Annotated in this window: 28 protein-coding genes; 18 read left to right on the top strand and 10 right to left on the bottom strand. The window is 73.7% G+C overall.

From position 1 onward, the window contains the following. Nucleotides 1–239: 239 nt before the first annotated feature. From ACLQ27_RS11075 to ACLQ27_RS11005, 15 genes are all read left to right on the top strand, one after another. Nucleotides 240–917, top strand: coding sequence for a hypothetical protein (locus tag ACLQ27_RS11075; RefSeq protein ID WP_357574998.1), 678 nt, complete (start codon nucleotides 240–242; stop codon nucleotides 915–917). Then, complete coding sequence (locus ACLQ27_RS11070; protein ID WP_234583343.1) at nucleotides 914–1,309, top strand: phage holin family protein; 396 nt, start codon at nucleotides 914–916, stop codon at nucleotides 1,307–1,309. Before ACLQ27_RS11075 ends, ACLQ27_RS11070 begins: the two co-directional genes overlap by 4 nt. A 24-nt stretch (nucleotides 1,310–1,333) precedes the next feature. After that, a complete protein-coding gene (locus tag ACLQ27_RS11065) occupies nucleotides 1,334–1,933 on the top strand; it encodes a DUF3618 domain-containing protein (protein ID WP_357494876.1) in 600 nt (199 codons plus the stop codon). Beyond that, nucleotides 1,902–2,792 carry a hypothetical protein gene (locus tag ACLQ27_RS11060; protein ID WP_357574999.1) on the top strand — a complete coding sequence of 297 codons (891 nt, stop codon included), beginning with the start codon at nucleotides 1,902–1,904 and terminating at the stop codon, nucleotides 2,790–2,792. The genes ACLQ27_RS11065 and ACLQ27_RS11060 overlap by 32 nt, the downstream gene beginning before the upstream one ends. Before the next feature lie 126 nt (nucleotides 2,793–2,918). Further along, nucleotides 2,919–3,428, top strand: coding sequence for a GNAT family N-acetyltransferase (locus ACLQ27_RS11055; protein ID WP_234583340.1), 510 nt, complete (start codon nucleotides 2,919–2,921; stop codon nucleotides 3,426–3,428). Between the two features lie 280 nt (nucleotides 3,429–3,708). After that, the gene (locus ACLQ27_RS11050) at nucleotides 3,709–4,149 is read left to right on the top strand and encodes a hypothetical protein (RefSeq protein WP_357494874.1); all 441 of its coding nucleotides are present in this window, start codon (nucleotides 3,709–3,711) and stop codon (nucleotides 4,147–4,149) included. A gap of 2 nt (nucleotides 4,150–4,151) precedes the next feature. Beyond that, entirely contained in the window at nucleotides 4,152–5,381 is a 1,230-nt protein-coding gene (locus ACLQ27_RS11045; protein ID WP_357494872.1) for an SRPBCC family protein, read from the top strand. After that, nucleotides 5,378–5,764: a gas vesicle protein GvpJ gene (gene gvpJ / locus ACLQ27_RS11040; protein WP_425866593.1), complete on the top strand. Its 387-nt coding sequence runs from the start codon at nucleotides 5,378–5,380 to the stop codon at nucleotides 5,762–5,764. Before ACLQ27_RS11045 ends, gvpJ begins: the two co-directional genes overlap by 4 nt. 1 nt (nucleotide 5,765) lies before the next feature. Next, nucleotides 5,766–6,521, top strand: coding sequence for a GvpL/GvpF family gas vesicle protein (locus tag ACLQ27_RS11035; protein ID WP_234583337.1), 756 nt, complete (start codon nucleotides 5,766–5,768; stop codon nucleotides 6,519–6,521). A 2-nt stretch (nucleotides 6,522–6,523) separates the two neighbouring features. Next, the gene (locus ACLQ27_RS11030; RefSeq protein ID WP_357494870.1) at nucleotides 6,524–6,853 is read left to right on the top strand and encodes a gas vesicle protein GvpG; all 330 of its coding nucleotides are present in this window, start codon (nucleotides 6,524–6,526) and stop codon (nucleotides 6,851–6,853) included. Then, on the top strand, nucleotides 6,822–7,136 hold the full coding sequence (locus ACLQ27_RS11025) for a gas vesicle protein (RefSeq protein ID WP_234583335.1): 315 nt from the start codon (nucleotides 6,822–6,824) through the stop codon (nucleotides 7,134–7,136). The genes ACLQ27_RS11030 and ACLQ27_RS11025 overlap by 32 nt, the downstream gene beginning before the upstream one ends. A 1-nt stretch (nucleotide 7,137) precedes the next feature. Then, nucleotides 7,138–7,521 carry a gas vesicle protein gene (locus ACLQ27_RS11020; RefSeq protein ID WP_234583334.1) on the top strand — a complete coding sequence of 128 codons (384 nt, stop codon included), beginning with the start codon at nucleotides 7,138–7,140 and terminating at the stop codon, nucleotides 7,519–7,521. Beyond that, on the top strand, nucleotides 7,505–8,332 hold the full coding sequence (locus tag ACLQ27_RS11015; RefSeq protein ID WP_357494867.1) for a GvpL/GvpF family gas vesicle protein: 828 nt from the start codon (nucleotides 7,505–7,507) through the stop codon (nucleotides 8,330–8,332). Before ACLQ27_RS11020 ends, ACLQ27_RS11015 begins: the two co-directional genes overlap by 17 nt. Continuing rightward, a complete protein-coding gene (locus ACLQ27_RS11010) occupies nucleotides 8,329–8,541 on the top strand; it encodes a gas vesicle protein (protein ID WP_357494865.1) in 213 nt (70 codons plus the stop codon). The genes ACLQ27_RS11015 and ACLQ27_RS11010 overlap by 4 nt, the downstream gene beginning before the upstream one ends. Next, nucleotides 8,538–8,891, top strand: a complete 354-nt coding sequence (locus tag ACLQ27_RS11005; RefSeq protein ID WP_357494863.1) for a gas vesicle protein K — start codon at nucleotides 8,538–8,540, stop codon at nucleotides 8,889–8,891. The genes ACLQ27_RS11010 and ACLQ27_RS11005 overlap by 4 nt, the downstream gene beginning before the upstream one ends. 85 nt (nucleotides 8,892–8,976) lie before the next feature. On the opposite strand, the gene ACLQ27_RS11000 is transcribed toward ACLQ27_RS11005, so the two are convergent. The 8 genes from ACLQ27_RS11000 to ACLQ27_RS10965 all read right to left on the bottom strand — a co-directional run bounded on the left by ACLQ27_RS11000 (nucleotide 8,977) and on the right by ACLQ27_RS10965 (nucleotide 18,313). Then, nucleotides 8,977–9,906 (bottom strand): SMP-30/gluconolactonase/LRE family protein, encoded by a 930-nt coding sequence (locus tag ACLQ27_RS11000; RefSeq protein WP_357494861.1) that lies wholly within the window; start codon nucleotides 9,904–9,906, stop codon nucleotides 8,977–8,979. Between the two features lie 93 nt (nucleotides 9,907–9,999). Continuing rightward, complete coding sequence (locus tag ACLQ27_RS10995) at nucleotides 10,000–12,201, bottom strand: AAA family ATPase (protein WP_425866590.1); 2,202 nt, start codon at nucleotides 12,199–12,201, stop codon at nucleotides 10,000–10,002. A gap of 36 nt (nucleotides 12,202–12,237) precedes the next feature. Beyond that, nucleotides 12,238–12,759 carry a hypothetical protein gene (locus ACLQ27_RS10990; RefSeq protein WP_234583328.1) on the bottom strand — a complete coding sequence of 174 codons (522 nt, stop codon included), beginning with the start codon at nucleotides 12,757–12,759 and terminating at the stop codon, nucleotides 12,238–12,240. A gap of 37 nt (nucleotides 12,760–12,796) precedes the next feature. Then, nucleotides 12,797–13,549 (bottom strand): GTP-binding protein, encoded by a 753-nt coding sequence (locus ACLQ27_RS10985; protein ID WP_234583327.1) that lies wholly within the window; start codon nucleotides 13,547–13,549, stop codon nucleotides 12,797–12,799. Next, nucleotides 13,527–14,006 carry a DUF742 domain-containing protein gene (locus ACLQ27_RS10980; RefSeq protein WP_425866588.1) on the bottom strand — a complete coding sequence of 160 codons (480 nt, stop codon included), beginning with the start codon at nucleotides 14,004–14,006 and terminating at the stop codon, nucleotides 13,527–13,529. The genes ACLQ27_RS10985 and ACLQ27_RS10980 overlap by 23 nt, the downstream gene beginning before the upstream one ends. Beyond that, nucleotides 14,003–14,479, bottom strand: coding sequence for a roadblock/LC7 domain-containing protein (locus ACLQ27_RS10975; RefSeq protein ID WP_234583325.1), 477 nt, complete (start codon nucleotides 14,477–14,479; stop codon nucleotides 14,003–14,005). The genes ACLQ27_RS10980 and ACLQ27_RS10975 overlap by 4 nt, the downstream gene beginning before the upstream one ends. Continuing rightward, nucleotides 14,476–17,142 (bottom strand): nitrate- and nitrite sensing domain-containing protein, encoded by a 2,667-nt coding sequence (locus ACLQ27_RS10970; RefSeq protein WP_425866586.1) that lies wholly within the window; start codon nucleotides 17,140–17,142, stop codon nucleotides 14,476–14,478. The genes ACLQ27_RS10975 and ACLQ27_RS10970 overlap by 4 nt, the downstream gene beginning before the upstream one ends. Next, nucleotides 17,129–18,313 (bottom strand): hypothetical protein, encoded by a 1,185-nt coding sequence (locus ACLQ27_RS10965; RefSeq protein ID WP_425866584.1) that lies wholly within the window; start codon nucleotides 18,311–18,313, stop codon nucleotides 17,129–17,131. The genes ACLQ27_RS10970 and ACLQ27_RS10965 overlap by 14 nt, the downstream gene beginning before the upstream one ends. Before the next feature lie 375 nt (nucleotides 18,314–18,688). Between ACLQ27_RS10965 and ACLQ27_RS10960 the strand changes: the two genes are divergently transcribed. Together ACLQ27_RS10960 and ACLQ27_RS10955 are read left to right on the top strand one after the other, a co-directional pair. After that, entirely contained in the window at nucleotides 18,689–21,553 is a 2,865-nt protein-coding gene (locus ACLQ27_RS10960; RefSeq protein WP_357494850.1) for an alpha/beta fold hydrolase, read from the top strand. Beyond that, nucleotides 21,553–22,449, top strand: coding sequence for an ABC transporter permease (locus tag ACLQ27_RS10955; RefSeq protein WP_234583321.1), 897 nt, complete (start codon nucleotides 21,553–21,555; stop codon nucleotides 22,447–22,449). Before ACLQ27_RS10960 ends, ACLQ27_RS10955 begins: the two co-directional genes overlap by 1 nt. Here the strand turns inward: ACLQ27_RS10955 and ACLQ27_RS10950 are convergent. Then, entirely contained in the window at nucleotides 22,439–23,041 is a 603-nt protein-coding gene (locus ACLQ27_RS10950) for a DUF4232 domain-containing protein (protein ID WP_425866581.1), read from the bottom strand. The two genes, ACLQ27_RS10955 and ACLQ27_RS10950, sit on opposite strands and share 11 nt — an antisense overlap. A gap of 292 nt (nucleotides 23,042–23,333) precedes the next feature. On the opposite strand from ACLQ27_RS10950, the gene ACLQ27_RS10945 reads away from it, so the two are divergent. Next, nucleotides 23,334–23,783 (top strand): DoxX family protein, encoded by a 450-nt coding sequence (locus tag ACLQ27_RS10945; protein ID WP_234583319.1) that lies wholly within the window; start codon nucleotides 23,334–23,336, stop codon nucleotides 23,781–23,783. A gap of 124 nt (nucleotides 23,784–23,907) precedes the next feature. On the opposite strand, the gene ACLQ27_RS10940 is transcribed toward ACLQ27_RS10945, so the two are convergent. After that, nucleotides 23,908–24,213, bottom strand: a complete 306-nt coding sequence (locus tag ACLQ27_RS10940; protein WP_234583318.1) for an ArsR/SmtB family transcription factor — start codon at nucleotides 24,211–24,213, stop codon at nucleotides 23,908–23,910. Between the last annotated feature and the right edge of the window lie 2 nt (nucleotides 24,214–24,215).

Genomic DNA, 24,215 nt, shown 5'->3' with positions numbered 1-24,215 from the left:
CACCGCCGTCCGCGATCCGCCGGACTCACCGTTCCTGCCGGGTCCGGTCGTCCGGAGACTCCGGAGATGGCTGTTGCTGACGCTACCGTCCGTGCTGCCTCCGATGCGGTCCGTTGGCCCTGATCGGTGGTCTTTCCCCGTCGGCGCGTCGACCGGTTCGCATGTCGGCGGGCCCGGCGGGTAGGCGACGGACGTTCCGGGGTCGCCAGGCGACCGAGCACCCAGGAGGGGAGCGGGGCATGACGGCAACGAACCAGAGCGGCACACCGAGCGGTAGCGGGCAGCAGGCCCGGCAGGAGGCGTCCCGAGTCGGCCACCAGGCCACGCAGGCCGGTGGGCAGGTCGCCCACACCGCCGCCGACCAGGGCGGGCAGGTGGCCGCCGAGGCGCGCAGACAGGCCCGGCAGCTGACCGGCCAGGCCGGCGGACAGCTTCGAGAGCAGGCACAGACGCAGCAGCGGCGGGCCGCCGAGGGCCTGCGCGACATTGGTCGTGAACTGGGGTCGATGGCCGAGCGCGACGGTGATTCCGGGCTGGCCGGCCAGGCGGTACGCCGGGTGGCTGACGCCGCCCAGCAGGCCGCCGGCTGGCTCGACGAGCGTGAACCCGGCGAGGTGCTCGACGACGTGCGCAGTTACGCGCGGCGCCACCCGGGGACCTTCCTGGCCGGCGCGGCAGTGGCCGGGCTGCTGGTCGGACGGCTCACCCGTGGCCTGACGGCGTCGGCCTCCGGCAACGGCTGGAGCCCGGGCACGCCGAGCGCCCAGCCCGCGCCCCAGGGCGCAGCCCAGCCCGCCCCGCAGGGCGCACCGGCGGAGACCGGTCAACAGCAGCCGTACGTGGGGGCGGCGCGGGCCCAGAACGTCTCGCCCGCCGGTCGGCCGCAGTCGGACCTGCCCGGCGGGGTGGCACCGTGAGCGCCCCGGAGAAGGAGCGGACCCAGGCATCGGTTGGCGACCTCCTCGGCGACGTGACCCGGGACATGTCCACCCTGGTGCGCAAGGAGGTCGAACTGGCCAAGGCCGAGCTGCGCGAGGAGGTGACCCAGGCGGGCAAGTCCGGCGGTATGTTCGGCGCTGCGGGGCTGGCCGGGTTCCTCGCCGTGCTCTTCGTGTCGTACGCCGTGTGGTGGGGGCTTTCCAACGCGATGGACCAGGGGTGGGCGGCGCTGATCGTCGCGATCCTCTGGGCCGCCGTCGCCGGTGGCCTGTTCCTCAACGCGCGGACCCAGCTGAAGCGGGCACGTGCGGTCCTGCCCCGAACGAAGCAGACCGCCCGGGAGTTGCCGGACGCCCTGCGGGGCCGGTGACCGAGTCGGTAGGGAGAGCAGACCATGTCCAGTGATCCGGATCGGATCCGGCGGGAGATCGAGACCACCCGCAACGAGTTGAGCAGTGACGTCGACGCCCTGGCCGACAAGGTCAACCCGCGTCGGATCGCCGGTGACAGCGTCGGGCAGGCTCGCGGCGCTCTCACCCGAGCGAAGGAGAAGATGATGGGCAGCTCGAATCACCTCGGGCAGGAGGCCGGCCAGCGGATGTCGTACGCCGCCGGTTCCGTCCGCGACGAGACCCGGTCGCTCGGGCAGCAGTCCCGCGAGCAGGCGCAGGGCAATCCGTTGGCAGCCGGGCTGGTCGCCTTCGGCGTCGGTCTGCTGGCCGCCTCGCTGATTCCGCCGAGCGGGCGGGAACGGCAACTCGCCGGCCGGGCGAGGGAGATGGTGAGCGAGCACTCGGGTGAGCTGCGCGAGCAGGCGAGCCAGGTCGGCCACCAGATGCAGGACAACCTGCGGGAGCCCGCGCAGCAGGCGGCCCAGTCGGTGCGCTCCAGCGCCCAGCAGGGGATGTCCGCGGTACGCGACCAGGGTCGCTCGGCCGCCGGTCAGGTGCAGGGACAGGCGCATGCGTCCGCCGACCAGCTTCGGCAGCGCTGATGCGACGGGGCCGGCGCCGATGATGCGCGTACGCTCCGCGTCCGCGCCGGCCCCGGGCCGGTCGGTCAACGAGGACCTGGTCTTTCAGTTCGGCCCGCTGGTCGGCGTCCTGGACGGCGCGACAGTGCCGGACGGCTTCGACACCGGCTGCGTCCACGGCCCGGAGTGGTACGTCCGACACCTGGCGGCCCGGCTCGGTGTGGCCGAGGCGGCCCGTCCGGCGGCCCGCCTGACGAGCAACCTGGCAGCGGCCATCCTCGCCGTCCGCGCCGACCACGGTGGGCAGTGCGACCTCGACCATCCGGGCACCCCGTCCAGCACTGTCTGCCTGCTGCGGGACTGCGGCGACCAGGTGGACTACCTGGTGCTCTGCGACAGCCCGTTGGTGCTGGACGTCGGCGGGCAGGTCAGCGTGGTGACCGACGACCGGCTGGACACGGCGATGGCCGAGCTGCGGCAGACGGTCGCGACCGTGCCGGCCCGCGCGGCGGACCCGGTCGCGCGGTTCCGGCACGCGGTAGGCGTCCAACGGGAACGAATGAACCGCACCCACGGCTACTGGGTGGCCGCCGCCGACCCCGACGCGGCCTTCCACGCGGTGACCGGGACGGCGCCCCGGCGCGGTCCGGCTGCCCTGCGCCGGGCCGCGCTGCTCAGCGACGGCGCGTCCAGTGCGGTCGAGCAGTTCGGGCTGACCGACTGGGCGGGGTTGCTGGACCTGCTGAGCGTCGAGGGGCCAGCCGGGCTGCTGGGCCGGGTCCGCGACGCCGAGCGCGATCATCCCGACCGGCTGCGAAGGCACAAGCCCACCGACGACGCCTCGGTGGTGTTCTGCGACTTCGGGGTGGTCGCCCCATAGGCCAGATGACGACGGAGCGTGAGGAGAAACACCCTAACCGGCCGACCGGCCGGTACGGGTAGCCGGACCGCCAGTGGATGTCCAATGGGGTGGACTTCGGCCGATGAGGCCGGCAGACTGCGGCACGTGGCGGGTGCGGTCCGGCTTGAGCCGGTGGACGAGCAGAACTTGGAGCCATTGCTCTCCGTAGCGGCTGCCGAGGCCGAGCCGGGTGAGGTGATGCCTCCGGTCGAGGCTCCCGCTGGCTGGTCGCTCGCCCGCCGGGAGGCGTTCCGTGAGTTCCACCGGGCGAGTTTCGCCGGTCTGGACGGCCCGACCGGCTCCCAGATGTACGCGATCCTCGTCGGCGGCGAGGTGGTCGGCATGATCCGGATGACGCGCTGTGACGAGCCGGGCACGGTGGAGACCGGCATGTGGCTCGGCCTGTCGGCGCGCGGTCAGGGGATCGGCGCGGCGGCCCTGCGGGAACTGCTCAACGTCGCCGCCCGCGCGGGCATGCGAGCCGTGGTCGCCGAGACGACGTCGGACAATGTCGGCGCGGTAGCAGTTCTCGAAAAATGCGGTGCGAAACTGCGTGAGGACGGCGGAAAGGTGCACGCCGAAATCTGCCTCGATTCGACGCCTCCCGCTCTCTGAAACTGCTCCACTCTTTCGTCGTCGTTGGTGTCCTCCCTGCTCAAGACCGCCTGAAAGTCCTGTCTGTGCCGCTGGGTGCCGTCTTTCCGAATGTCTCCGGTGCCGCGCTCACGGAAATTGTCGGAGCGGTTTCGCGGCAATTCCCCCGGGTACTGCCCGCCGGGTCCGCAGATACGGGACGTCTGATCGAGGGCGTGGCGCGCGCTATTCCCCGGTAGCCCTTCTCCGGCCCCTGCGCGGGCAGACGGTCCCGGACCCACCGGGGAGCGAGGGAGACCTGATGAAGACCGGAACACGAATCGGGCTGGCGGTGGGCTTCGGCTACCTGCTGGGCCGCCGACGCAAACTGCGTACCGCCCTGACCCTGGCCGCGGCGGTGGCCGCCGGCCGGGCGAGCCGCGACCCGGGCGGTCTGCTGAAACGAGGTGGCGACCTCCTCCAGTCGTCCCCGCAGTTGAGCAACCTGAGCCGGCTGGGCGGGCCGCTGGTCAACGCCGGTCGGTCCGCCGCGACCGCCGCGGCCGGCAGCGGCGTCGACGCGCTCACCGGCCGGCTGCGCGGCTCCGCCGACGCGCTGCGCCGCCGCACCGGCAACCAGAGCGGCAACAGCGACGGCGACAACGGCGGTGACGGCAGTCGGAGCGGCAACGGCAACCAGAGCGCCGATCGCGGCGCGACGAGCGACCGGAACGACGCGGCCGGGCAGCGACGGGGGCGGTGACCATGGCGGGAGACACCAAACCGGGAGGCCTCGGCGACAAGCTCCGCGGCCAGTTGGCCGACGAGGTGCGCAACCTGGCCGGGGCGATCGGCGATCGCGCGGTGAGCGTGGTGACGGAGCGGATCACCGGTGCGACGGGCCGCCTGAGCGAGTACGCGCGCCAGGGCGGAGGACCGGGCCTGATCGCCGCCGCCACCGGCGCGCAGAAGCTGGCCGAGGGCGGCTCACCGATGAAGGCGATGGTGCATGCCGGGGTGGCCGGCGGTAAGGAGAAAGTGATGTCGGCTCTCGGCCGCGTGGGCGGCAAGGGCGGTAAGGGCGGCAAGAAGCAGAAGGTCACCAACATCGTCGAGACGATCGAGGTTGGTGTACCGGTGCGAGCCGCGTACAACCAGTGGACGCAGTTCGGCGACTTCCCGAGCTTCATGAAGAAGGTCGAGCAGGCGGAGAACGACGAGGCCGAGAAGATGACCTGGAAGGCGCAGGTCTTCTGGTCGCACCGGACGTGGGAGTCGACGATCATCCGCCAGGTGCCGGACCGGCTCATCCACTGGCGTTCGAAGGGCGAGAAGGGCTCGGTCGACGGCACCGTCAGCTTCCACGGGATCACCCCCGACCTGACCCGCATCCTGGTGGTGCTCGAGTACCACCCGCAGGGCCTCTTCGAGCACACCGGCAACCTGTGGCGGGCCCAGGGCCGGCGGGTGCGGCTGGAGTTGAAGCACTTCGTCCGGCACGTCATGACCGAGGTGGCGCTCGACCCGGACCAGGTGCAGGGCTGGCGCGGCGAGATCCGCGACTCCCAGGTGGTCAAGGACCACGAAACCGGCCTGCGCGAAGACCGGGAGCAGCGCGAGCAGCGGGAGCGCGGCCGGGAAGGGCGCGGCCAGGCTCCGACCGAGCCGGATGACGAGGAGTACGCCGACCAGGAGCCGCCCGAGGAGGAGCCGCGCCGCCGGCCCGGCGGGCGACTGCGTCAGCGGCCACCCCGGCGACCGGCCGAGCCGGAGTACGACGAGGAGTACGAGGCGTACGAGGACGGCTACGACGAGGGGTACGCGGACGAGCCCGACGAGGAGGAGCCGCCGCCGCCACCCCGTCGTCGTGCGCCCGAGCGGGCCCGCCGCCCGCAGCCGCGCGAGGAGCCGCAGCGGCCCCGGCCGCCGGTGCGCCGGGGATCGGAGCCGCCGCGCCGACCCGTGGTACGCCGCCGCCGGGAGGAGGAGGAGTGACGCTCGCCTCCGGCGGTGACGCCGTTGGCGGGGCCCTGGAACGTGTGGGGGGTGCCGCCGGCGGGCTCGCCGACGTCGTGGAGACGGTGCTCGACAAGGGCATCGTGATCGACGCGCAGGTGACGGTCGGGGTCATCGGCATTCCCCTCGTGGAGATCAACGCCCGGGTGACCGTGGCGAGTATCGAGACGTACCTGCGGTTCGCCGAGGCGGTCGACCGGCTCGACCTCGACCCGGGCGAGGGCGAGGGATTGGCCGGCCTCGTCGGTGGCGTCACCGGCGCGGTCCGCGAGGTCACCGGTTCGGTCCGGGACGTCACGGGCTCCGTGCGGGACGTCACCGACGACGCCACCGGCACGGTGCGGGACCTCGGGAGGAGCTGACATGGCGGACGACACGGGACTGTTCATCTACGGGCTGGTGCCGGCGGACGTGGAGGCGACACCCGACGCGGCCGGGGTCGGCGACCCACCCGGCGAGGTGACTGTCATCCGGCACGGAGACCTCGCGGCCCTGGTCAGCGAGGTGCCGCTGGACGCGCCGCTGGGCCAGTCGGCGGACCTGCGGGCGTACCAGGAGCTGCTCGACGGGACGGCGGCCGTGGCGCCGGTGCTGCCGGTGCGCTTCGGCACCGTCGTCACCGGGCCGGACGCGGTGCTCGACCTGCTCCGGCCGCACCACGACCGGTTCGCCGCCGCGCTCGCCGAGTTCGAGGGCCGGGTGCAGTACGTGGTGCAGGGCCGCTTCGACGAGCGGGCGTTGCTGCGCGCCGTCCTCGACGAGAACCCGAACGCCGCTCGGCTCGCCGAGCAGGTACGGGGTCGGGGCGAGGCGGCCAGCAGGGAGCCCCGGATCCGACTCGGGGAGCTGATCAGCCAGGCTGTGGAGTTGCGCCGTGAGGCGGAGAACCGGCGGCTGCTCGACGTCACGGCCGAGTACGTGGTGACCACGCAACTGCGCCCGCCGACCCACGAGATGGACGCGGGGCACGTGGCGCTGCTGGTGGACACCGACACCGAGGCGGACCTCATCGACGTGCTGGAGCAGTACGCCCAGGACCGGCGGGGGCTGCTGCGGCTGCGACTGCTCGGGCCGCTCGCCCCGTACGACTTCGTCGACGCCCACCAGTTGGCGGGCTGACGGTGGACCTGCTCTGGGCGCTGCTGACCCTGCCGTACGCCCCCGTGCGCGGGTTGACCGCAGTGGTCGCTGTGGTGGCCCGGGAGGCCGAGTCGCGTCAGCGGAACCCCGTGAACGTCCGGCGCGAGCTGGAGGAGCTGGACGCCGCCGTGGCGGCCGGCGAACTCAGCGCCGAGGAACGCGACCGCGCCGAGCAGCGGGTGCTGGACCGGCTCACCGGGGGAGCGGGCCGGCGTTCCGAGGGCTCGGCGTCCGCTGACGGACGATCTCGTGGCCCAGTCCGGGAGAGGAGAGTGCGCCGTGACCGACGACGCGAGGGCCCGCGAGCGTGAGCCGGCCGACGAGGATTACCTGCAGCCCGTGTCGGCGGCCGAGGCGGCTCGTGCGGGCCTGCGGCAGCTCGTCGAGTTGACCGGCCGCGAGCCCTCCGTGACCACGTCGCTGGAGCCCACCGAGGACGGTTGGCTGGTCGGGGTGGAGGTGGTGGAGGCACGCCGGATCCCCAACTCGACAGACCTGCTCGGCCTGTACGAGGTGGAGTTGGACATCGAGGGGAACCTGCTCGGCTATCGGCGGGTGCGCCGCTACCAGCGCGGAAAGGGTGAGGTGGGCTGAGATGACCGCTGGGCAGCCGCCCTCGGTGGTGCAGAACTCGGGCCAGGTGCTGCCCGCCGGCCACGAGCCGGCCAACCTGGGCGACATCCTGGAGCGGGTGCTCGACCGGGGCATCGTCATCGCCGGGGACATCCGGGTCAGCCTGCTCGACATCGAGCTGCTGACGTTGAAGCTGCGGCTGGTCATCGCATCGGTGGACACGGCACGCCAGATCGGCATCGACTGGTGGGAGCACGACCCGTGGCTCAGCTCCCGTGCCCGCCCTCCGGTGGAGCCGGGACCGCGCGATCCGGAGCAGGTCGAGGCGGAGCGGCGGCCCCGGGTGGCGGCCCGGGCGCGACGTCGCGACGCCGAGGTGGAGGAGTGGGATGAGTTCGACGGCTGAGGTGGCTCCCGAGCGGCGTGCCGCGGTGACCGGGGTCTGGCTGCACGGCGTGGTGCGGGACGTCGACCGGGTGGCGCTGGCGACGGTCGCCGGGATGGGTGGCGTCCCGGTCCGCGCGGTGTCGGCCGCCGGGCTGGTCGCGGTCGTCAGCACCGCCCCGCTCGACGAGTACGGCGAGGAGCCGCTGCGCCGCAACCTGGAGGACCTGGTCTGGTTGGAGCGGGCCGCGCGGACGCACCATGCAGTGGTCGAGGCGCTCGCCCGACAGGGGCCGGTGGTGCCGGCCCGACTCGCCACCGTGCACACCGACGACGGGCGGGTCGCCGCGTCGCTCGCGGCCCGGCGGGCCGAGCTGTCCGCCACCCTGGCCCGCTTGACCGGGCGCGGCGAGTGGGGCGTCAAGGGCTACCTGGTGCCGGGGGCGTCCGCGCCCAGCGTCGCCGGGGTGGGCGGCGGTGGGGTGGGGACGGCGTACCTGCGCCGCAGGCGTGCCCAGTTGACCGCCCGCGAGGAACACCAGCAGGTGGCGAGCGCGGCAGCGGACGCCGTGCACGTCGCCCTGTGCGAGGTGGCCGTGGCGGGACGCCGGCACGCCCCACAGGACCGGCGGCTCTCCGGGGTGCCCGCACCGATGGCGCTCAACGGGGCGTACCTCGTCGACACCGCGGCGCTGCCCCGCTTCACCGACCTGGTCGGCTCGTTGGGCTCCCGTCATCCGGGCCTGCGGCTGGAGCTGACCGGGCCGTGGCCGGCGTACTCCTTCGTGGCGGAACGGCCGGAGCCCGCCGGCGCTGGCGGGGAGTCGCGGTGACCACCGCTCTCGCGCCGAGCAGCGCGGACGATCCGCTGGCCTACCGGCCGGTCGCCCTGGTCGACCTCCTCGACCGGGTGCTCGCCACCGGCGTGGTGATCAGCGGCGACATCACGTTGTCCATCGCCGACGTCGACCTGGTCCGGATCTCGTTGCGGGCGCTCGTCGCGTCGGTCGGCGCGCTGACGCCACCTGAGGATGTCGGATGACCGGCCGGGACGACGCGGGCGAGTTGATCGCCGCGCTCGACGCGCAGTCGTGGCGGCCACCCCGGGTCACGCCGTTGGACCGCCGGATCGCGGTGGACCGTGACTCGGTCGAGCGGGGACTGGCCAGCCTGGTGCTCACCGTCGTCGAGTTGCTGCGCCAGCTGATGGAGCGGCAGGCGCTGCGCCGGGTGGACCTCGGTGACCTCACCGAGGAGCAGGTCGAGCGCATCGGCGTCACCCTGATGGCGCTGGAGGAGCAGATGGCGGGGCTGCGCGAGCACTTCGGTCTGGCCCCGGAGGACCTGAACCTGGACCTCGGCCCGCTCGGCCCGCTCCTCCCCACGGACTGACCCGTGCCGGACTGACCCGCGCCCGATCGGCCCGGGCCGGGACGGTCGGCGGTGACCCGGACGGGCCGCCGCCGACCGCGCTCGATCAGGCCGGGAGACGGACGATGTCGTAGTCGACGTCCGGGCCGGGTTCGACGTCGAACCGGCCGTTCACCACGTACAGCGCCGAGCCGAGCAGGTCGCCGGTGGCCGGCGACCGCAGGGCCGGACCGGTGATCTCCCGGCGCACCACGCCGACGGTGTAGTCGGCGTTCAGCCCGACGACAGCGATGACGTTTGTCAGGTTGCGGATCACGTAGAGGGTGTGACCGCGCAGCACCAGCCCGTCAGCCCGGTCCACCGAGTAGCCGCCGAGGTCGAAGACACGGCTCGCGCCGGTGCGCGGGTCGACGCGTACCAGCCGGCCGGTCAGCATCTGCGCGACCAGCAGGTCACCGTCGGGCAGCGCCACGATCCCGTTGTTGAACGCGTCGGGCGTCGCGGCCGGGCCGCGCAGCGGCAGGACCCGCGCGGCGCCGGCGGCGGGCAGCCGACCACCCGGAAGCAGCGGTACGACGTACAGCGCCGGTCGGGCCGAGTCGGTGAAGTAGACGGCGCGGCTGGTGACCACGAGGTCGTTGACGATGCTGCCCGGCTCGTCGGTGAACTGGTAGTGGGCCAGTTGGGCGCCGGTGCCGCCGTGGTGGACGCTGGCTCCGCCGGAGGAGAAGTCGGCGGTCCACAGCCGGCCCTGCGGGTCGAGCTTGAGACCGGCCTTCTCCCGGCCCGGCGCACCCGGGATGAGCACCGAGCCGCGCCCGGTACGGACGTCGCCCCGCCAGACCGCGCCGTTGCCGACCGAACCGACGTAGACGGTCGTGCCCCGACCGATGGTCAGACCCTCCGGGCTGAACCCGTCCGGCAGGGCGATCCGGGACGGGAACGACGGCGTCGGGTGCGCCGCCGCCGAGCCGACAGTGGTGAGGGTGGCCGCGGCCACCAGAGGGACGACGAGAAGAGTGAGGAGCCTGCGCAAGAGGAACACCGCCTGTCGTCGAGTGGATCTCTCCACTGAGGAACGTGCCGCTCTGGTAACGCGCCGGGTACGGCAAAAGGTTGGGCGCGGCGCTCAGTCCCTGCCGGCGGCGTACGCGGCGAGCCAGGCGACCTGGGCCGCATCGAGCGACGGCCGGACCCGTTCGCGGGCGGCCGCCACGTGCGCGGCGGTGACCGTGGCGGCGGCCAGGGACTCCCGCATCGCCGCGAGCGCCGCCTCCCGGACCACCGCCGCGCAGTCCGCCGCCGAGAAGCCGGTCAGCTCCGCGCCGAGCGCGGCCAGGTCGACGTCGGGCGCCAGCGGCACGTGCCGGGCCGCGGCGCGCAGGATCTCCGCGCGGGCCGGCCCGTCCGGCGGCGGCACGTAGACCAGTCGCCCCAACCGGCCGGGTCGCAGCAGCGCGGGGTCGACCAGGTCCGGCCGGTTCGTGGCCCCGACCACCACCACGTTGCGCAGCGTCTCCACCCCGTCCAGTTCGGTGAGCAGCGCGGCGACCACCCGATCGGTGGTGCCCCCGTCGGTCGCCTGCCCGCGTACCGGCGCCAACGCGTCCACCTCGTCCAGGAAGATCAGCGTCGGGGCGGCCTCCCGGGCGCGGCGGAACAACTCGCGTACCGCACGTTCGCTCTCGCCCACCCACTTGGAGAGCAGCTCCGCGCCCTTCACCGAGAGCACGTTCGCCCGTCCCGAACCGGCGAGCGCGGTGACCAGGTAGGTCTTGCCGCAGCCGGGTGGGCCGTAGAGCAGCACGCCGCGCGGTGGCTGCACGCCGAGGCGGGCGAACGTGTCCGGGTAGGTCAGCGGCCACAGCACCGACTCGGTAAGCGTCTGCTTGACCTCGTCCAGACCGCCGACGTCGTCAAGGGTCACCGACGCCAGCTCCAGGGTGGACGCCGCCATCGTCGTCGGCCGGACCACCTCCAGGGCGGCGGTGAAGTCGGCCATCGCCACCGTCGGCGTCCGCGCGGACTTCTGCCGCAGCGCGGCGCGCACCCCGGCCTCCCGGACCAGCGCGGCCAGGTCCGCCGCCACGAACCCGGGGGTACGCCCGGCCACCTCGTCCAGCCGGACGTCGTCGGCGAGCGGCACCTGCCGGGTCAGCACGGTGAGCTGCTCACGGCGCAGGGCCGGATCGGGCAGCGGAACGCTGATCCGCAGCGACAACAGGTCCGGTGCGCGCAGCGCCGGGTCGACCGCCTCGGGCCGCCCGGTCGTGCAGACCACTGCGACACCCGCCCGGACGGTTTCCGCGAGCACCTGCCGGAACACCGTGGCCACCGGGCCGGGCTCCTCCGCCGGTGCCAACGCCTCCACATCGGTGACCAGCAGCACCGCCGGTCCGCCGGCCCGAACCGTCGTCGCCGCCGCGCGCAGCCGGTCGGCCGCCGCCTGGTTGGTCAACGCGGCCACCTCGGGCGCCCACAGCGGGTGGACGCGCGCGCCCACCCGGGCGGCGACGGCCCGGACCAGCGCCGACTTCCCGGAACCGGCCGGCCCGGAGAGCAGCACGCCCAGCGAGATGGTGGTGCCCAGCCGGCCCAGCACCTCCCGGTGGTGAAAGCCGAGATCGAACAGTTCGGTCAGCTCCTCGGCCTGGGCGCGCAGGCCGGGCAGCTCGTCCACGTCCGGCACGTCGCCGGCCGCGTCCACCGTCGGGGCCGCGCCGGACGCCGGGGCCGCGGCGGGCTCGCCGTGGGTGGCCGGGCCGTGCTCCCAGGCGACCACCGTGTCCATGGTGACCAGCGACCCGGCGGACTCCTCGACGGCGACCACGGTGAGCAGGGTGCTGGTCCACGCGAAGCCGACGGTGGTGGCGAGGCTGCGCCGGGCCGCCTCGACGAGGCCGCGCGTCGAGGCGTCCGGCAGCACGTCCTGCGGCAGCAGCGACACGTCGTCGCCCGCCGTGACCACCTTGCCGAGCAGGGCGAGCCGGAGCATCTCCGGGCTGACCGACGCCAGCACCTGCACCGGCCCGGTCAACGTGACCCGGGCCGCCGGGGTCAGCGGCAGCGGCGACACCCGCACCGGAGCGCCGTCCCGCAGGCCCAGGTTGCCCAGCGTGAGGTCGTCGGCGTACAGCAGGGCGCTGCTCGCGCCCGACCCGGCAGCGGCGACGATCCCGGCGGTCTCCCGGCGGCCCGTCAGTCGCACCGGGTCGCCGGGGCGCAGCCCCAGCGCGGTCAGCGCCTCCGGGTGCAGCCGCACGATGCCCCGTCGGGCGTCCAGCGCCGCGGGCCGCAGGCTCGCCGTCAGGGTCAGGTCGGGTTGGGCCACCGCCCGACCGTAGCCGCCGTCAGCACGTCGGCGCGGTCAGCGCCGCGGATCCAGCTCATCCAGCAGCGACGGATCCCGCCGGATCAGCTCTGCCAGCCGGGCCGCCGGGTCCGGGGTCAACCCGTCCGGGCCGGGTGCCCACGCCGGAACCGTCCGACCGGACAGCGGCCAGGACGGCGGGGGTTGCACCGGGGCCGCGGGCGGTTCCGGGCCGACCGTGACGTCCGGGCCGTTCCAGGAGACCCGCAGCGGGTACGTCCGACCGTCGTGCTCGACGCGGACGGTCACCGCCAGGCCCGGGTGGGCGCCGACGACCTGGCGGACGGCCTCGGCCACCTCCTCGACCGGACCCCACCCGACGACGTCGCCGGGGCTCTCCGGTTCCGCGTGGCGACCATCGTGCCGGGCGGGCCCGGCGTTGCGCCCACCCGTGGCGGCGCCCTGCCCGGCGGTCGGGCCCGGCGGTGGCGCGGTGTCGTCCCGATCGGTGACCCGCCGGCGCAGCGCCTCCTCGCGCCGGGCCAACCGGGCCAGCGTCTCGTCCAGGTCGCCCCTCACAGCTCACCCCTTCCCGCCACGGCCGGAGCCGGTCGGCTCAGGCCTTCCTGTCCCGGGTGGCCCGGTCCAACGCCCGGTCCAGGACGACCAGTAGAGCGTCCCGTACCGAGAGCCGGTCCCGGGCGTCGAACTGCACCAGGGGAACATGATCGCCGATGGCGAGCGCCCACCGGATCTCGCCGAGTTCCAGGGCCAGTCGTCCGTCGAACGCGTTGACCCCGACCACGAACGGCAACCCTGCCCGCTCGAAGAAGTCGATCGCCGGGAAACAGTCGTCCAGTCGGGAGCTGTCGACCACCACCAGCGCGCCGAGCGCACCCCGGGCCAGGTCGTCCCACATGAAACCGAACCGCGCCTGCCCGGGAGTGCCGAACAGGTAGAGCTTCAGGCTGCGGTCGATGGTCACGCAACCAAAATCCATCGCCACGGTCGTGGTGGTCTTGGTCGACCGTATGCCCGGGTCGTCCACGCCGATCCCGGCGCTGGTCATCTCGGCCTCGGTGGTCAGCGGCGCGATCTCGGAGATCGCCCCGACAGTGGTGGTCTTGCCCACGCCGAACCCGCCGGCGACGAGAATCTTGACCGGCACGGGGGGCGCCGCGGGTGGCCGGTTGGGCGGTCCGTCGCCCGCCGGCGGCCGGTACGGCGGTGGTGGGCCCGGCGGCGGGGGCGTGGCACGCCCGAGCGCCGGAGGAGTTCCCGGGGCCGTGCTGTAGCGGGCGGTGGCGCTGTTGCCGGCGAGCCCTCCGATCGGGACGCCCGGCCATTCAGGAGATCGCACGAAGTCCATCAATCACTCGCAGGATGAGGTCGGGGTCGAGGGCGTCGTCGGCGTCGGTGACGTGCACGTCCAGGTGCCCGGCGGCCCGCAGGTCGCCGACCAGGACCCGGGTCACGCCGAACTGCAGCCGGGTCCGGGCGGAGAGTTCGGCCACCGAGATCGGCTCGGCGCAGAGCGCGATGATCGCCTGGAGCTCCGGCGCCAGCAGGCCGACCGGCGGTTCGGTCCACCGGCCGCCGTCCGGGCGCAGGGTCACCTGCGTCTCCAGCCCGATCGCCGGATCCGCGCCGGCCACCCGCCCGGAGGTGAGCACGAACGGGCGCGGACCTGTCGGGCCGCCACCGCTCTGCTGCGGCGCCGGCGCCGCCGGCACGCCGCCCCCACCCGGGTGCGGCGTGCGCAGGTAGGGGCGGATCCGGGTCCCGGGCTCCGGGTCCGGGTCCTCGCCGGCGACGTCGGGGGTCACTGCTGGACGGCGTTCTTCAGCTCGGCGATCAGTCGCGGGGTCAGCGCACCACCGGCCCGACCGGCGAAGAGCGTCATCTCGTACGCGACGGTGCCCAGGTTCGCCGACCGGTCGGCGACGACGCCGAGTACGGAACCACTGCTGATCGCGCTGATCAGCAGGTAGCCGTCGGCCATGTCGACGATCACCCGGTTCAGGCCGCCGAGCGCGTACCAGCTGGCCGCGCCGCCGGCGAGGCTGGTCATGCCGGAGACCACTGCGGCCAGCCGCTCCGCGTTGGAGCGGTCCTTGATCGCCGACATGGCCATCAGCAGCCCGTCCGAGGAGACCGCGATCGCCTCCAGCACCCCGGCTGTGCTGGAGGTGAAGGAGTCCAGCAGCCAGTTGAACGTGCGCGCCTCGGGACTGAGGTCCCCGACGGCGCCGGGCTGGCTCTGGTGTTCGACGTTGTCGTGCAGGAAGGGGCTGGTCACCGTGATGATCCTTCTTCGTTCCGACGGTCTGGGCTGACTTCGCGGAGAGCACGGGCGACGCCCGCCTCGAACTCGGTGATGAGGTCGCGCACCTCGGCCGGATCCCCGAGGTGCTGGCTGGGCGGCTGGCAGGGCGGGGAGACCGTGAGGTTGGCGCCGGGCACCCGGCGGCTCAGTCGGGGACGGATCCGGGCGGGTCCGGCGGTGTCCGCCACCGTGGGGCCGAGGCCGCCCGGGGTGGCCGGCAGGTCGACCGTCTCGCCCGGATCCTCCGGCGTGGGGCCGGCGCTGGTGGTCGGCTCGGTGGCCGTCCGCATCGACCACTGCCCGACGGGGCGGCCGGCGGCCGGCGGGACGCTCAGCTCGGCCCGGCGTACGCCGGACTGGAACGCCTCGACAAGTGCGCGAGCCGCGTCCGGGTCGGCGCTGCTGGCGTCTGCGGGCCGGGCCGGCGTGGCGGTGGCCGGGAGGCTGGCACCGGGCACCCGCTGCCGGATGCGGGGGCTGGCGGTCGCACCCGCCGCCGTCGCCGGGCTGTCCGGGGCGGCGGCCGGACCGGGTGCCGTGGCGGCCGGACCCGCTGCCGTAGCGGTGGGAACGCCGGTGTCGACGATTTCCCGAGCGCCGAACGCGTCCCAGGACTGGCCCGACTCCAGGCTGCGGGTGGCCCGGCTGAGCAGGTCCGTGTCGAATCCGGCAGGTGCCGCGATGGCGGCGCGGGTGCGGGTTTCGCGGGCGGAGTCGAGAGCGGGCCGTCGGCCCCGGTCCGGCACGGCCGCCCGGGCGACAGTCGCCCCGGCCCGGTCGGCGCGGCGCAGCACCAGCGACGTCTGCGGGATCTCCACCTGCGCGGTCACCCCGCCGCCCGCGGTGGCGGCGAGGCTCACCTCCCAGCCGTGGCGGCGGGCCAGCCGGCCCACCACGAAGAGGCCGAGCACCTCGGTCGGCGCCAGGTCGAGACGTTCGCGCCGGGTGAGTCGGGCGTTCTCCTCGGCCAGTCGCTGCTCGCTCATGCCGATGCCGTTGTCCACCACCGTGATCCGGGCGCCCCGCCCGGACGTCTCGCCGGCCACCAGCACCCGGGTGTGCGGCGGGGAGAAGACTGTCGCGTTCTCCATCAGCTCGGCCAGCGCCAGGACGAGGTCACCGACGACCGCCGGAGCGGCGGCGATGCCGGCCGGCACCTGCACCTCGACGCGGGTGTAGTCCTCGATCTCGCCGAGCGCCAGCCGGACCACGTCGGCCAGCGGCACCGGCGCGGTGTGCGCGTCGGCGCCGGCCGAGCCGGAGAGCACCACCAGGCTGCCGGCGTTGCGTCGCAGCCGGCTGGAGATGTGGTCGAGCCGGTACAGGTGTTCCAGGCGGCCCGCGTCGGCCTCCTGTTGCTCCAGCCGGTCGATGAGCGCGAGCTGGCGACTCACCAGATTCTGCGTACGCCTACCGACGTGGCCGAACATCTGCGCCACGTTGCGCCGGCCGGCGACCTGCCGCTCGACCAGCTGGGCCGCGGTGTTCTGCACCCGGTCGAAGGCCTTGGCCAGGTCACCGATCTCGTCGTTGGACCGGATGACCACCGGTTCCAACCGGACGGACTGGACGTGCTCCGTCTCGTCGTCGGTGACCCGGACCAACTCCGCCTCGGCGACCCGGGCGACCCGGTCGGCGGAGCGGGTGAGCTGACTCAGCGGTCGGGCCACCGTGCGCGCGACCGCCGCGCTGAGCAGCACCACAAGCGCCAGGATCAGCGCCGCCGCGGCACCCACCAGGTACGCGGCGGTAAGCGCCCGCCGCTGGTCGGCCTTCACCTCGGCGAGAACGTCGGCGACGATCTTCTTCTCGACGAACTGGCCGAGCCGGATCATCGTGCGGACGGCCGGGAAGAGCGCCTCCAACGGCACGTCGCGGACCGCGCCGGCCGGGTCCCGTGCGCTGGTGATCAGGAAGTCGGGGCTGGTACGCGCGGCCACCGCGGCGTCGTTGAGCTGGGCCACCTTGAGCTGCTCCGGAGTGATCAGGCTGCGGAAGCGCGCGTTGTCGACCTGAAGTGCGGCGATGCACGCCACGTAGCCGGCGGTGGTGTCCGGAGTGCCGATCGCCTTGACCAGGATGCTCAGGGTGGCGCAGGTGCCGATGCCCTCGTCGGCACGCAGCAGCCCGTCGAGGGCGAGCACCTGGCGGCCGGGCAACGTCTCGGTGTCCACGTTGAAGACCAGCCGTAGCGATCCGATCAACTCTTTGTTGACGGGGCCGAACGCGTCCATGACCTGGCCGGGGTTCGCGGACCGACCCAGCACCGCCCTGCGGAGGTCGCCGAGCCTGGACACCCCGTCGAGCGCGTGGTCGACCTGCTCGGTCAGCGCGTCGCCGCCGTCGGCACGCAGGTCGGCCACCCGATCGTCCACGTCGGCGGCCTTGCGGATCACCTCGGAGCGGTCGACCCGGCGCAGGAGGAAGCCGACCGACAGGATGCGTTCCTGTTGCAGGTCCTGGACGAGGCTGCCGACCCGGCTGGCGAGCCGCACCTGCTCGGTGATGTCGGCGGCGCGTTGCGCGGCGGCCACCCGGTCCAGCACCACGGGCACCGCGAGGCCGACCATGCTGAGCAGGGGGATCACCACGAGCAGCGCGAGCTTTCCGCGGATTCGAAGCCTACCGAGAAGCATCGAACGGCCCCCACTGCGCGAGGATCGGCTCGTGGGCCGCGCCGACCGGTTGCAGCGGTCGAAGCTCGGCCGGTTGGCCGGTCGGGGCCGACGGTTGCCAGGGGTCGCCGGGCGGCGGGGTGGCGGGGTTTCCGGCGTCCGGCGTGGCGGCCCGTCGACGTGCGCGTCGACCAGCGGCGATCAGTATCCAGGCGAGCCAGGCCAGCAGCAGGAAGGCTGCCACGCCCGCTCCGGCGGCCAGCCAGCGGTCCCGGGCCAGCCCGTCGCTCCGCTCGGTGAGCAGGGCGTCCAGTTCGCCGAGGATGACCGGTTGGAGCTGGCGCGCGGCGTTGCGGGAGTTGAGCGCCGCCGCGGTCAGTTGACCCTGGTCGACGGTGCCCCCGCCGCTCGGGGTCGAGTACAGGGCCAGCGCCTCCACCGACCGCTGATAGGCGTCCAGCGGGGTCAGCACGTTGGCGCCCAGGTCGGTGCTCTCCGAGCTGTCCACGGCGGAGCGCAGGTTGTCGACCACCTCGTTCGCGGGCAACAGGGCGGACACCCGCAGGCCGGTCAGCTCCATCAGGCTGCGGGGCCGTTCGGCGGCCGGCCGTCGGGTGGCGAGCGCACCCAGGTCGGCGAGCCGGCCGGCGGCCACCACCGCCTCGGGCAGCTTCTGACCGGCGCTGTCCTGCAGGAAGAACGAGTCGGCGCCCGGGTCACGGCCCAGTCCCGAGCTCTCCCGGACCTTGCGGTGCAGGGCGAGCAGCAGGTCGGTGACCTCGCCGTACGCGGTGTAGGCGGCCTCCGGGTCGGCGGGGCTGCGGTCGCGCAGCGCCTCCACCTTGGCCCGTAGCCCGGCCCACCGTTCCTGGCTGCGCAGTTGCCCGCCGATGCGGGCGTCCACCGTGGCGGCCTGCTCGACCGCGCGGCTCAGCGGCTCGCCGGGAACGGGGCGTCCGGCCACGGCCGCGGACTGGGCTTCCACAAGTGCCTCGGTGACCGGGGCCAGGGCGCGCAGGTACTGCACGCCGAGTCGTTCGGAGTCGGCAAGGCTCCGGTCGGCACCGGTGTGCCGCCACGTGGATGCGAAGAGCAGCCCCACCGGTGCCAGCAGCGCGACGATGAGCAGCAACGGCATCGACCGGCCCAGCATGGACGTCCGTCGACGGGCCCGCGGCGCGGGGACTGTCATGGTGTGTCTCCTCCGGCGTCGGGCGGGGGAACTGCACGGCGTCGGGCTCGCCGACAGGTCCCGTCCACCGGACCGGAAAACTAACCGAACCCTGTGGGGGTCGACCGGTTGCCGGTGAGTCAGGTTTGCGTCAGTTCGAGCGATGTCACCGTTCGTCAGGGTTCCGAGCACGCTGTGTTCCGTCGATGTGTGTGACATGAAGGGATCGAGGGGGATATCCGCGGAAGATCGGAATTCACGGGATCCGAACTCAACTCACCCGGCCGCGGCGGAGGATGGGCGGTCGCACCGGAGTGGATCACCGATCGGAGCAACCGGACGGACGTACGGCGGATCTCAGCCAACGCTCAGCCTGCGGCCCGTACCGTGTGCCGCATGAGACCGCCCTCGCCGGCCGCGTGGTTCCGGCGTGCCCTGCCCACCCGCCGCCGCGCGATCGCCGCAGTGGCTGTCGTCGTGCTGCTGGCAGCCGCCGTGACCTGGGCGGTGTGGCCACAGGGATCGGGCGTACGCACCGAGAGCGCGATGCTCACCGTCCGCTCCGGACCAGCCGGCGACCAGCCGGTGAATCTGGACACGACCCTCTACCTGCCGGACGACGCCTCGTCCGGCCGGAAGGTGCCGGCGGTGCTGCTGGCGCACGGGTTCGGCGGTACAAAGGAGTCGGTGCGCTCGGACGCGGAGGAGTTCGCCGGGCGCGGCTACGCGGTGCTGACCTGGACCGCGCGGGGCTTCGGCCGCAGCGGCGGCGAGATCCACCTGGACAACCCGGACTACGAGGTGCGCGACGCCGAGCGGCTGCTGGACTGGCTGGCCGCCCGGCCCGAGGTGCGCACCGACGCCCCCGGTGACCCGAAGGTCGGCGTGGTCGGCGGCTCGTACGGCGGCGGATTGGCGCTGCTGCTGGCCGCCCAGGACCGGCGGGTGGACGCTATCGTCCCCATGATCACCTGGAACGATCTGTCCCGGGCGTTCCTGCCGGAGAGCACCGGCGCGGCACCGACCGAGGGCGTGTTCAAGAAGGGCTGGGCGGGTCTCTTCTTCGGTGGGGGCGGCAACGTGGGCAGTGGCCCGGCCGGCCTCTCCGGTACGACCGCGGCCCAGCCCGAGCAGGCGCCGGCGTCGGCCGGCCCGCCCAGCCCGGGCCCGGGTGCGGGCCCGGGCACCGCTCCCGGTGGCGCCCCGGCCGGCGCCGCCGACCCGTCCTGCGGGCGGTTCGCCGCCGACGTGTGCGCCGCGTACCTGCGGATCGCCACCACCGGCCAGGCCGACCAGGCCGCCGTGGACCTGCTGCGCCGCTCCAGCCCGGCGGGCGTGCTGGACCGGATCAAGGCCCCCACCCTGCTGGTGCAGGGTGAGGCGGACACGCTCTTCCCGCTCGGTGAGGCGGACGCGAACGCCAAGGGCATCGCCGCCGCCGGCACCCCGGTCCGGGTCGCCTGGTTCACCGGCGGCCACGACGGTGGCAGTGGACCCCGCTCGGACTCGGACCGGGTGAAGTTCCTGACCGTCCAGTGGCTCGACCACTACGTCAAGGGCGAGGGCGACGCGCCCGGCGACGACTTCACCTGGTCGCGGATCGCCGGCTTCGACGCGCTCGACCGGGGCCTGGTCGCCACCGGCTTCCGCCGCGCCGACTATCCGGGCCTGGGCGGCAACGCCCGCCGGGAGGTGACGGTCACCGGTCCGGCGCAGCCGATCGCGAACCCGCCGAACGGCAACCCGGCCGCCATCTCCTCGATCCCGTTCGCGGGCGGGCTCGCCTCGCTGCTGGACGGGGTGGCCGGTGACGTGCCCGGCCAGCACGCCCGGTTCGAGTCGGCACCGCTCACCGAGGCGGTGGACGTGGCGGGCGCACCCACCGTCACGGTGCGGGCCGCCTCGCCGACCGGGGAGGCGGTGCTCTTCGTCAAGCTCTACGACGTCGACCCCGACGGCGCGGCCACCCTGCCGAACGGCCTGGTCGCCCCGATCCGGCTCACCGGCCTGCCGCAGCGGGTGCAGGACGCCCGCCCGGTCACCGTGACGCTGCCCGGGATCGTCCGCCGCGTCGAGGCCGGCCACCGGCTGCGGCTGGTGGTGGCCACCTCCGACCAGGCGTACACCACGCCGGCCGCGCCGACCGTCTACACGGTGGCTGCGGACGGCGCGGTCAGCCTGCCCACCGTCAGCGGCGAGCCGATCCCCACCGCCGCCACGATCTGGCGCTGGGTGCTCGCCGGCCTGCTCGCCGCCATCGTGATCGGGCTCGTCGTGGTCGTCGCCCTGGTCCGCCGCCGGCACCGCCGCCAGGACCGCTCGGTGCATCCGGAGTACGCGGACACCCCGCTGGCCGTACGCGCGCTGCGCAAGGAGTACGCGGACGGCTTCGTCGCGGTGTCGAACGTCGACTTCGAGGTGCACCCCGGTCAGGTCGTGGGTCTGCTCGGGCCGAACGGCGCCGGTAAGACCACCACCCTGCGGGTGCTGATGGGGCTGACCCAGCCGACCGCCGGCGAGATCTACGTCTTCGGTCGTCGGCTGGTGCCCGGCTCGCCGGTGCTGTCCCGGATCGGCGCGCTGGTGGAGGGGCCCGGTTTCCTGCCGCACCTGTCCGGTCTGGACAACCTGAAGGCGTACTGGAAGGCCACCGGCCGGCCGGCCGAGGACGCGCACTTCGACACGGCTCTGGAGATCGCCGGGCTGGGCGACTCGGTGCACCGGAAGATCAAGAATTACAGCCACGGCATGCGCCAGCGGCTCGCCATCGCCCAGGCGATGCTCGGCCTTCCCGAGCTGCTGGTGCTGGACGAGCCGACCGACGGGCTCGACCCGCCGCAGATCGCCGAGATGCGCCGGGTGCTCCAGCGCTACGCCACCGACGGTCGCGCGGTGCTGGTCTCCAGCCACCTGCTGGCCGAGGTGGAGCAGACGTGCACGCACGCCGTGGTGGTGAACAAGGGCCGGATCGTGGCGTCCGGGCCGGTGCAGGAGATCGTCGGCGAGTCGCCGAGCGTGCTGTTCGACGTGACCGATCCGGTGGCGGCGCGGGCGGTGCTGGACCGGCTGCACGGCGTACGGGTGCTGCCGGAGAGCGACGGGCAGCTGGTGGTCGACACCAACGGCACGGCCCGCAGCGAGGTGGTGGCGGAGCTGGTGCGCGCCGGCATCGGGGTGGACCGGGTGGTGCCCCGGCGACGCCTGGAGGACGCGTTCCTCGCCCTGGTGGGCGAGAACTCTCGGGGAAGCGGTGACCGGTGATGGCTGGATCTTCCGTCGAGGCGCCGGTGGGTGTCACCGACCCGGCCGGTGCGGCCCGGGGCTACCGCCCCTCGGCCACGATGCCCTTCGCGGCGGAGTTCCGCCGGCAGGCGTCCCGGCGGCGGACCCAGCTGGCGCTCGGGTTCATGGTGCTGCTGCCGCTGATCATCCTGGTCGCCTTCCAGTTCAACTCCGGCGGCGACGACGACAACGGCAACAACGAGTTCGCCAGCCTGGTCGACCTGGCCACCTCCGGCGGGCTCAACTTCACCCTCTTCTCGATCTTCGTGTCGGCGTCGTTCCTGCTGGTCGTGGTCGTCGCGCTGTTCTGCGGCGACACGGTGGCCAGCGAGGCGAGCTGGGGCAGCCTGCGCTACCTGCTGGCCATCCCGGTGCCCCGGGCCCGGCTGTTGACGGTGAAGCTGGTGGTCGCGCTCGCGTACTCGGGGCTGGCCCTGCTGCTGCTGGCCGGCACCGCCCTGGTCGCCGGCACGCTGCGCTACGGCTGGTCGCCGCTGCGCAGCACTGTCGCCGCCGAGCTGGAGCCGACCGAGGGGCTGCTCCGGCTGCTGGCAGTGCTCGGGTACCTCGCGGTCGTACTCCTGGTGGTGGCCGGCCTGGCGTTCCTGCTGTCGGTGACGACGGACGCCGCGCTCGGCGCGGTCGGCGGAGCGGTCCTGCTCTGGATCCTGTCCAGCATCCTGGACCAGATCACCGCGCTGGGCGGTCTGCGTGACTTCCTGCCCACCCACTTCAGCACCGCCTGGCTGGGGCTGCTCTCCACGCCGGTGCAGACGGACGACGTGGTACGCGGCTGCATCTCGGCGATCAGCTACGCGACGCTGTTCTGGGGGTTGGCGTTCTGGCGGTTCACCCGCAAGGACATCACGTCGTAGCCGCCTTCCAGGCGCTCACGCCGATCCGGCCGGTGTTGCCCACGTCGACCGGGCCGTGCGGGTCGACCTCCTCGGCCGGCTGACCGGCGGCGGGCGCGATCGTCAGGTACGCCCCGGCGGTGGCCACCACCGTCGGATCGGTGACCAGGTTGCGCCAGAGGACGGTGGCGACGGCCCGCTCGCCCTTGTGCAGCGTGATCGGCTGCGGCGGCTGATCGAAGCCCGACGTGATCTCCTTCGCGCCGTTCACCACCCGCAGGATGATCGGCTTGCGCTGCTCGTTCAGGACCCACACCACCGGGTAGCCGTTGAGCTGGTAGGGGCGGTCGGCGCAGTTGACCAGTTCCAGGCCGAGGGCGCGCAGGCCCATCGCCGCGTCCCCGCCGGTGGACCGGATCCGGACGCCGGAGGCCGGGCACTCGGCGACCGGGTCGGCGCTCGCCGACGGGGTCGTGGCGGGCCTGGGCGGTGGCGGGCCCGTAGGGTCCCCGCCCGCGTCCCGATGTTCGTCGGTGGTGCAGGCGGTGAGTAGAAAGGCCGCCGCGACCGCCGCGACGACCCGTCGCCGTGCTGCCGTACCGAGGGAGATCATCCGCCGATCCTCGCCCACCCGGGCGTTCCGCCGCAGGCCGGCCCCGCGCTCGCCACGGTCAGGTGCTGGTGCCACCGGCGATCCGCTCGGCCTCGCCGGTGGTCCTCCGCCCCACAGCTGGGGCAGCTCGACAGGCTGTACGGCCCCCCGGCGGGCGATACGTTCTGGCGGGAGCGCTCCCATACTGCGATATATTCCGATCGGGGATTTTCCCACCAGCAAGGAATTTATTAACTTCGATACATTCGTGGCCCACCATTGAAGAGATCTGTCCCCTTCGATGGAGGTCTCCATGAACGTCTCTCGGCTCGGCGGGCCGACCCTGTCCCTGTTCCGCATCGTGACCGGCCTGCTGTTCATGCTGCACGGCCTGTCCTCGGTCTTCGGGTTGTTCGGCGGCAACCCCATGACCGGTGCGGCCATCCCGCTCGGCTCCTGGCCGGGCTGGTGGGCCGCGCTGATCCAACTGATCTGCGGCGCGCTGGTGCTGGCCGGGCTCTTCACCCGGCCCGCCGCGCTTCTCGCCTCCGGCTCGATGGCGTACGCCTATTTCGTGGTCCATCAGCCCGAAGGCCTGCTCCCGCTGCGCAACGGCGGTGAGTTGTCGGCGCTCTTCTGCTGGTCGTTCCTGCTGGTCGCGGCACTCGGCTCGGGCCCCTGGGCGCTCGACGCGCTGCTCGCCCGGCGTCGCGCCGACGCCCCACCGGCCTCGGTGAGCGACCCCGCCCCGGTTTCCGCCTGACCGCACCCGAAACCGCGCGTCGCCGGAGCCTCAACGAGGCGGCTCCGGCGACGCGCCCGGTCAGGGTCGGGCCGGCTCGGGCCTGGTCGGGCCGGGTCGATCGGAAGTGGAAGCAGGCGGGGCGTCAGGCCGGAGGGCGCGGGGCGAGGACCGCGTCCAGGAGGCCCGGGTACCGCTGGTCCACCTCGTCGCGGCGCAGCCGGACCAGTCGGCTGGTGCCGGCGGCCCGGGTGCGGGTCAGGCCCGCCTCGCGCAGCACCTTCAGGTGGTGGCTGCGGGTCGCCTTGGAGACGCCGAAGTCGAAGCTGCCGCAGGCTGCCTCGCCGCCCTCGGCGAGCGCCCGCACGATCTGTAGCCGCACGTCGTCGGCGAGTGCGGCCAGCACAGCGGTGACCGGTACGGCGGCCAGGTCGGGTTCGTGCGGCTCCATGT

It is taken from the genome of Micromonospora sp. DT63, from assembly GCF_049841615.1.
Classification (GTDB): Bacteria; Actinomycetota; Actinomycetes; order Mycobacteriales; family Micromonosporaceae; genus Micromonospora.
This window is presented reverse-complemented; position numbering and strand designations above follow the sequence as displayed.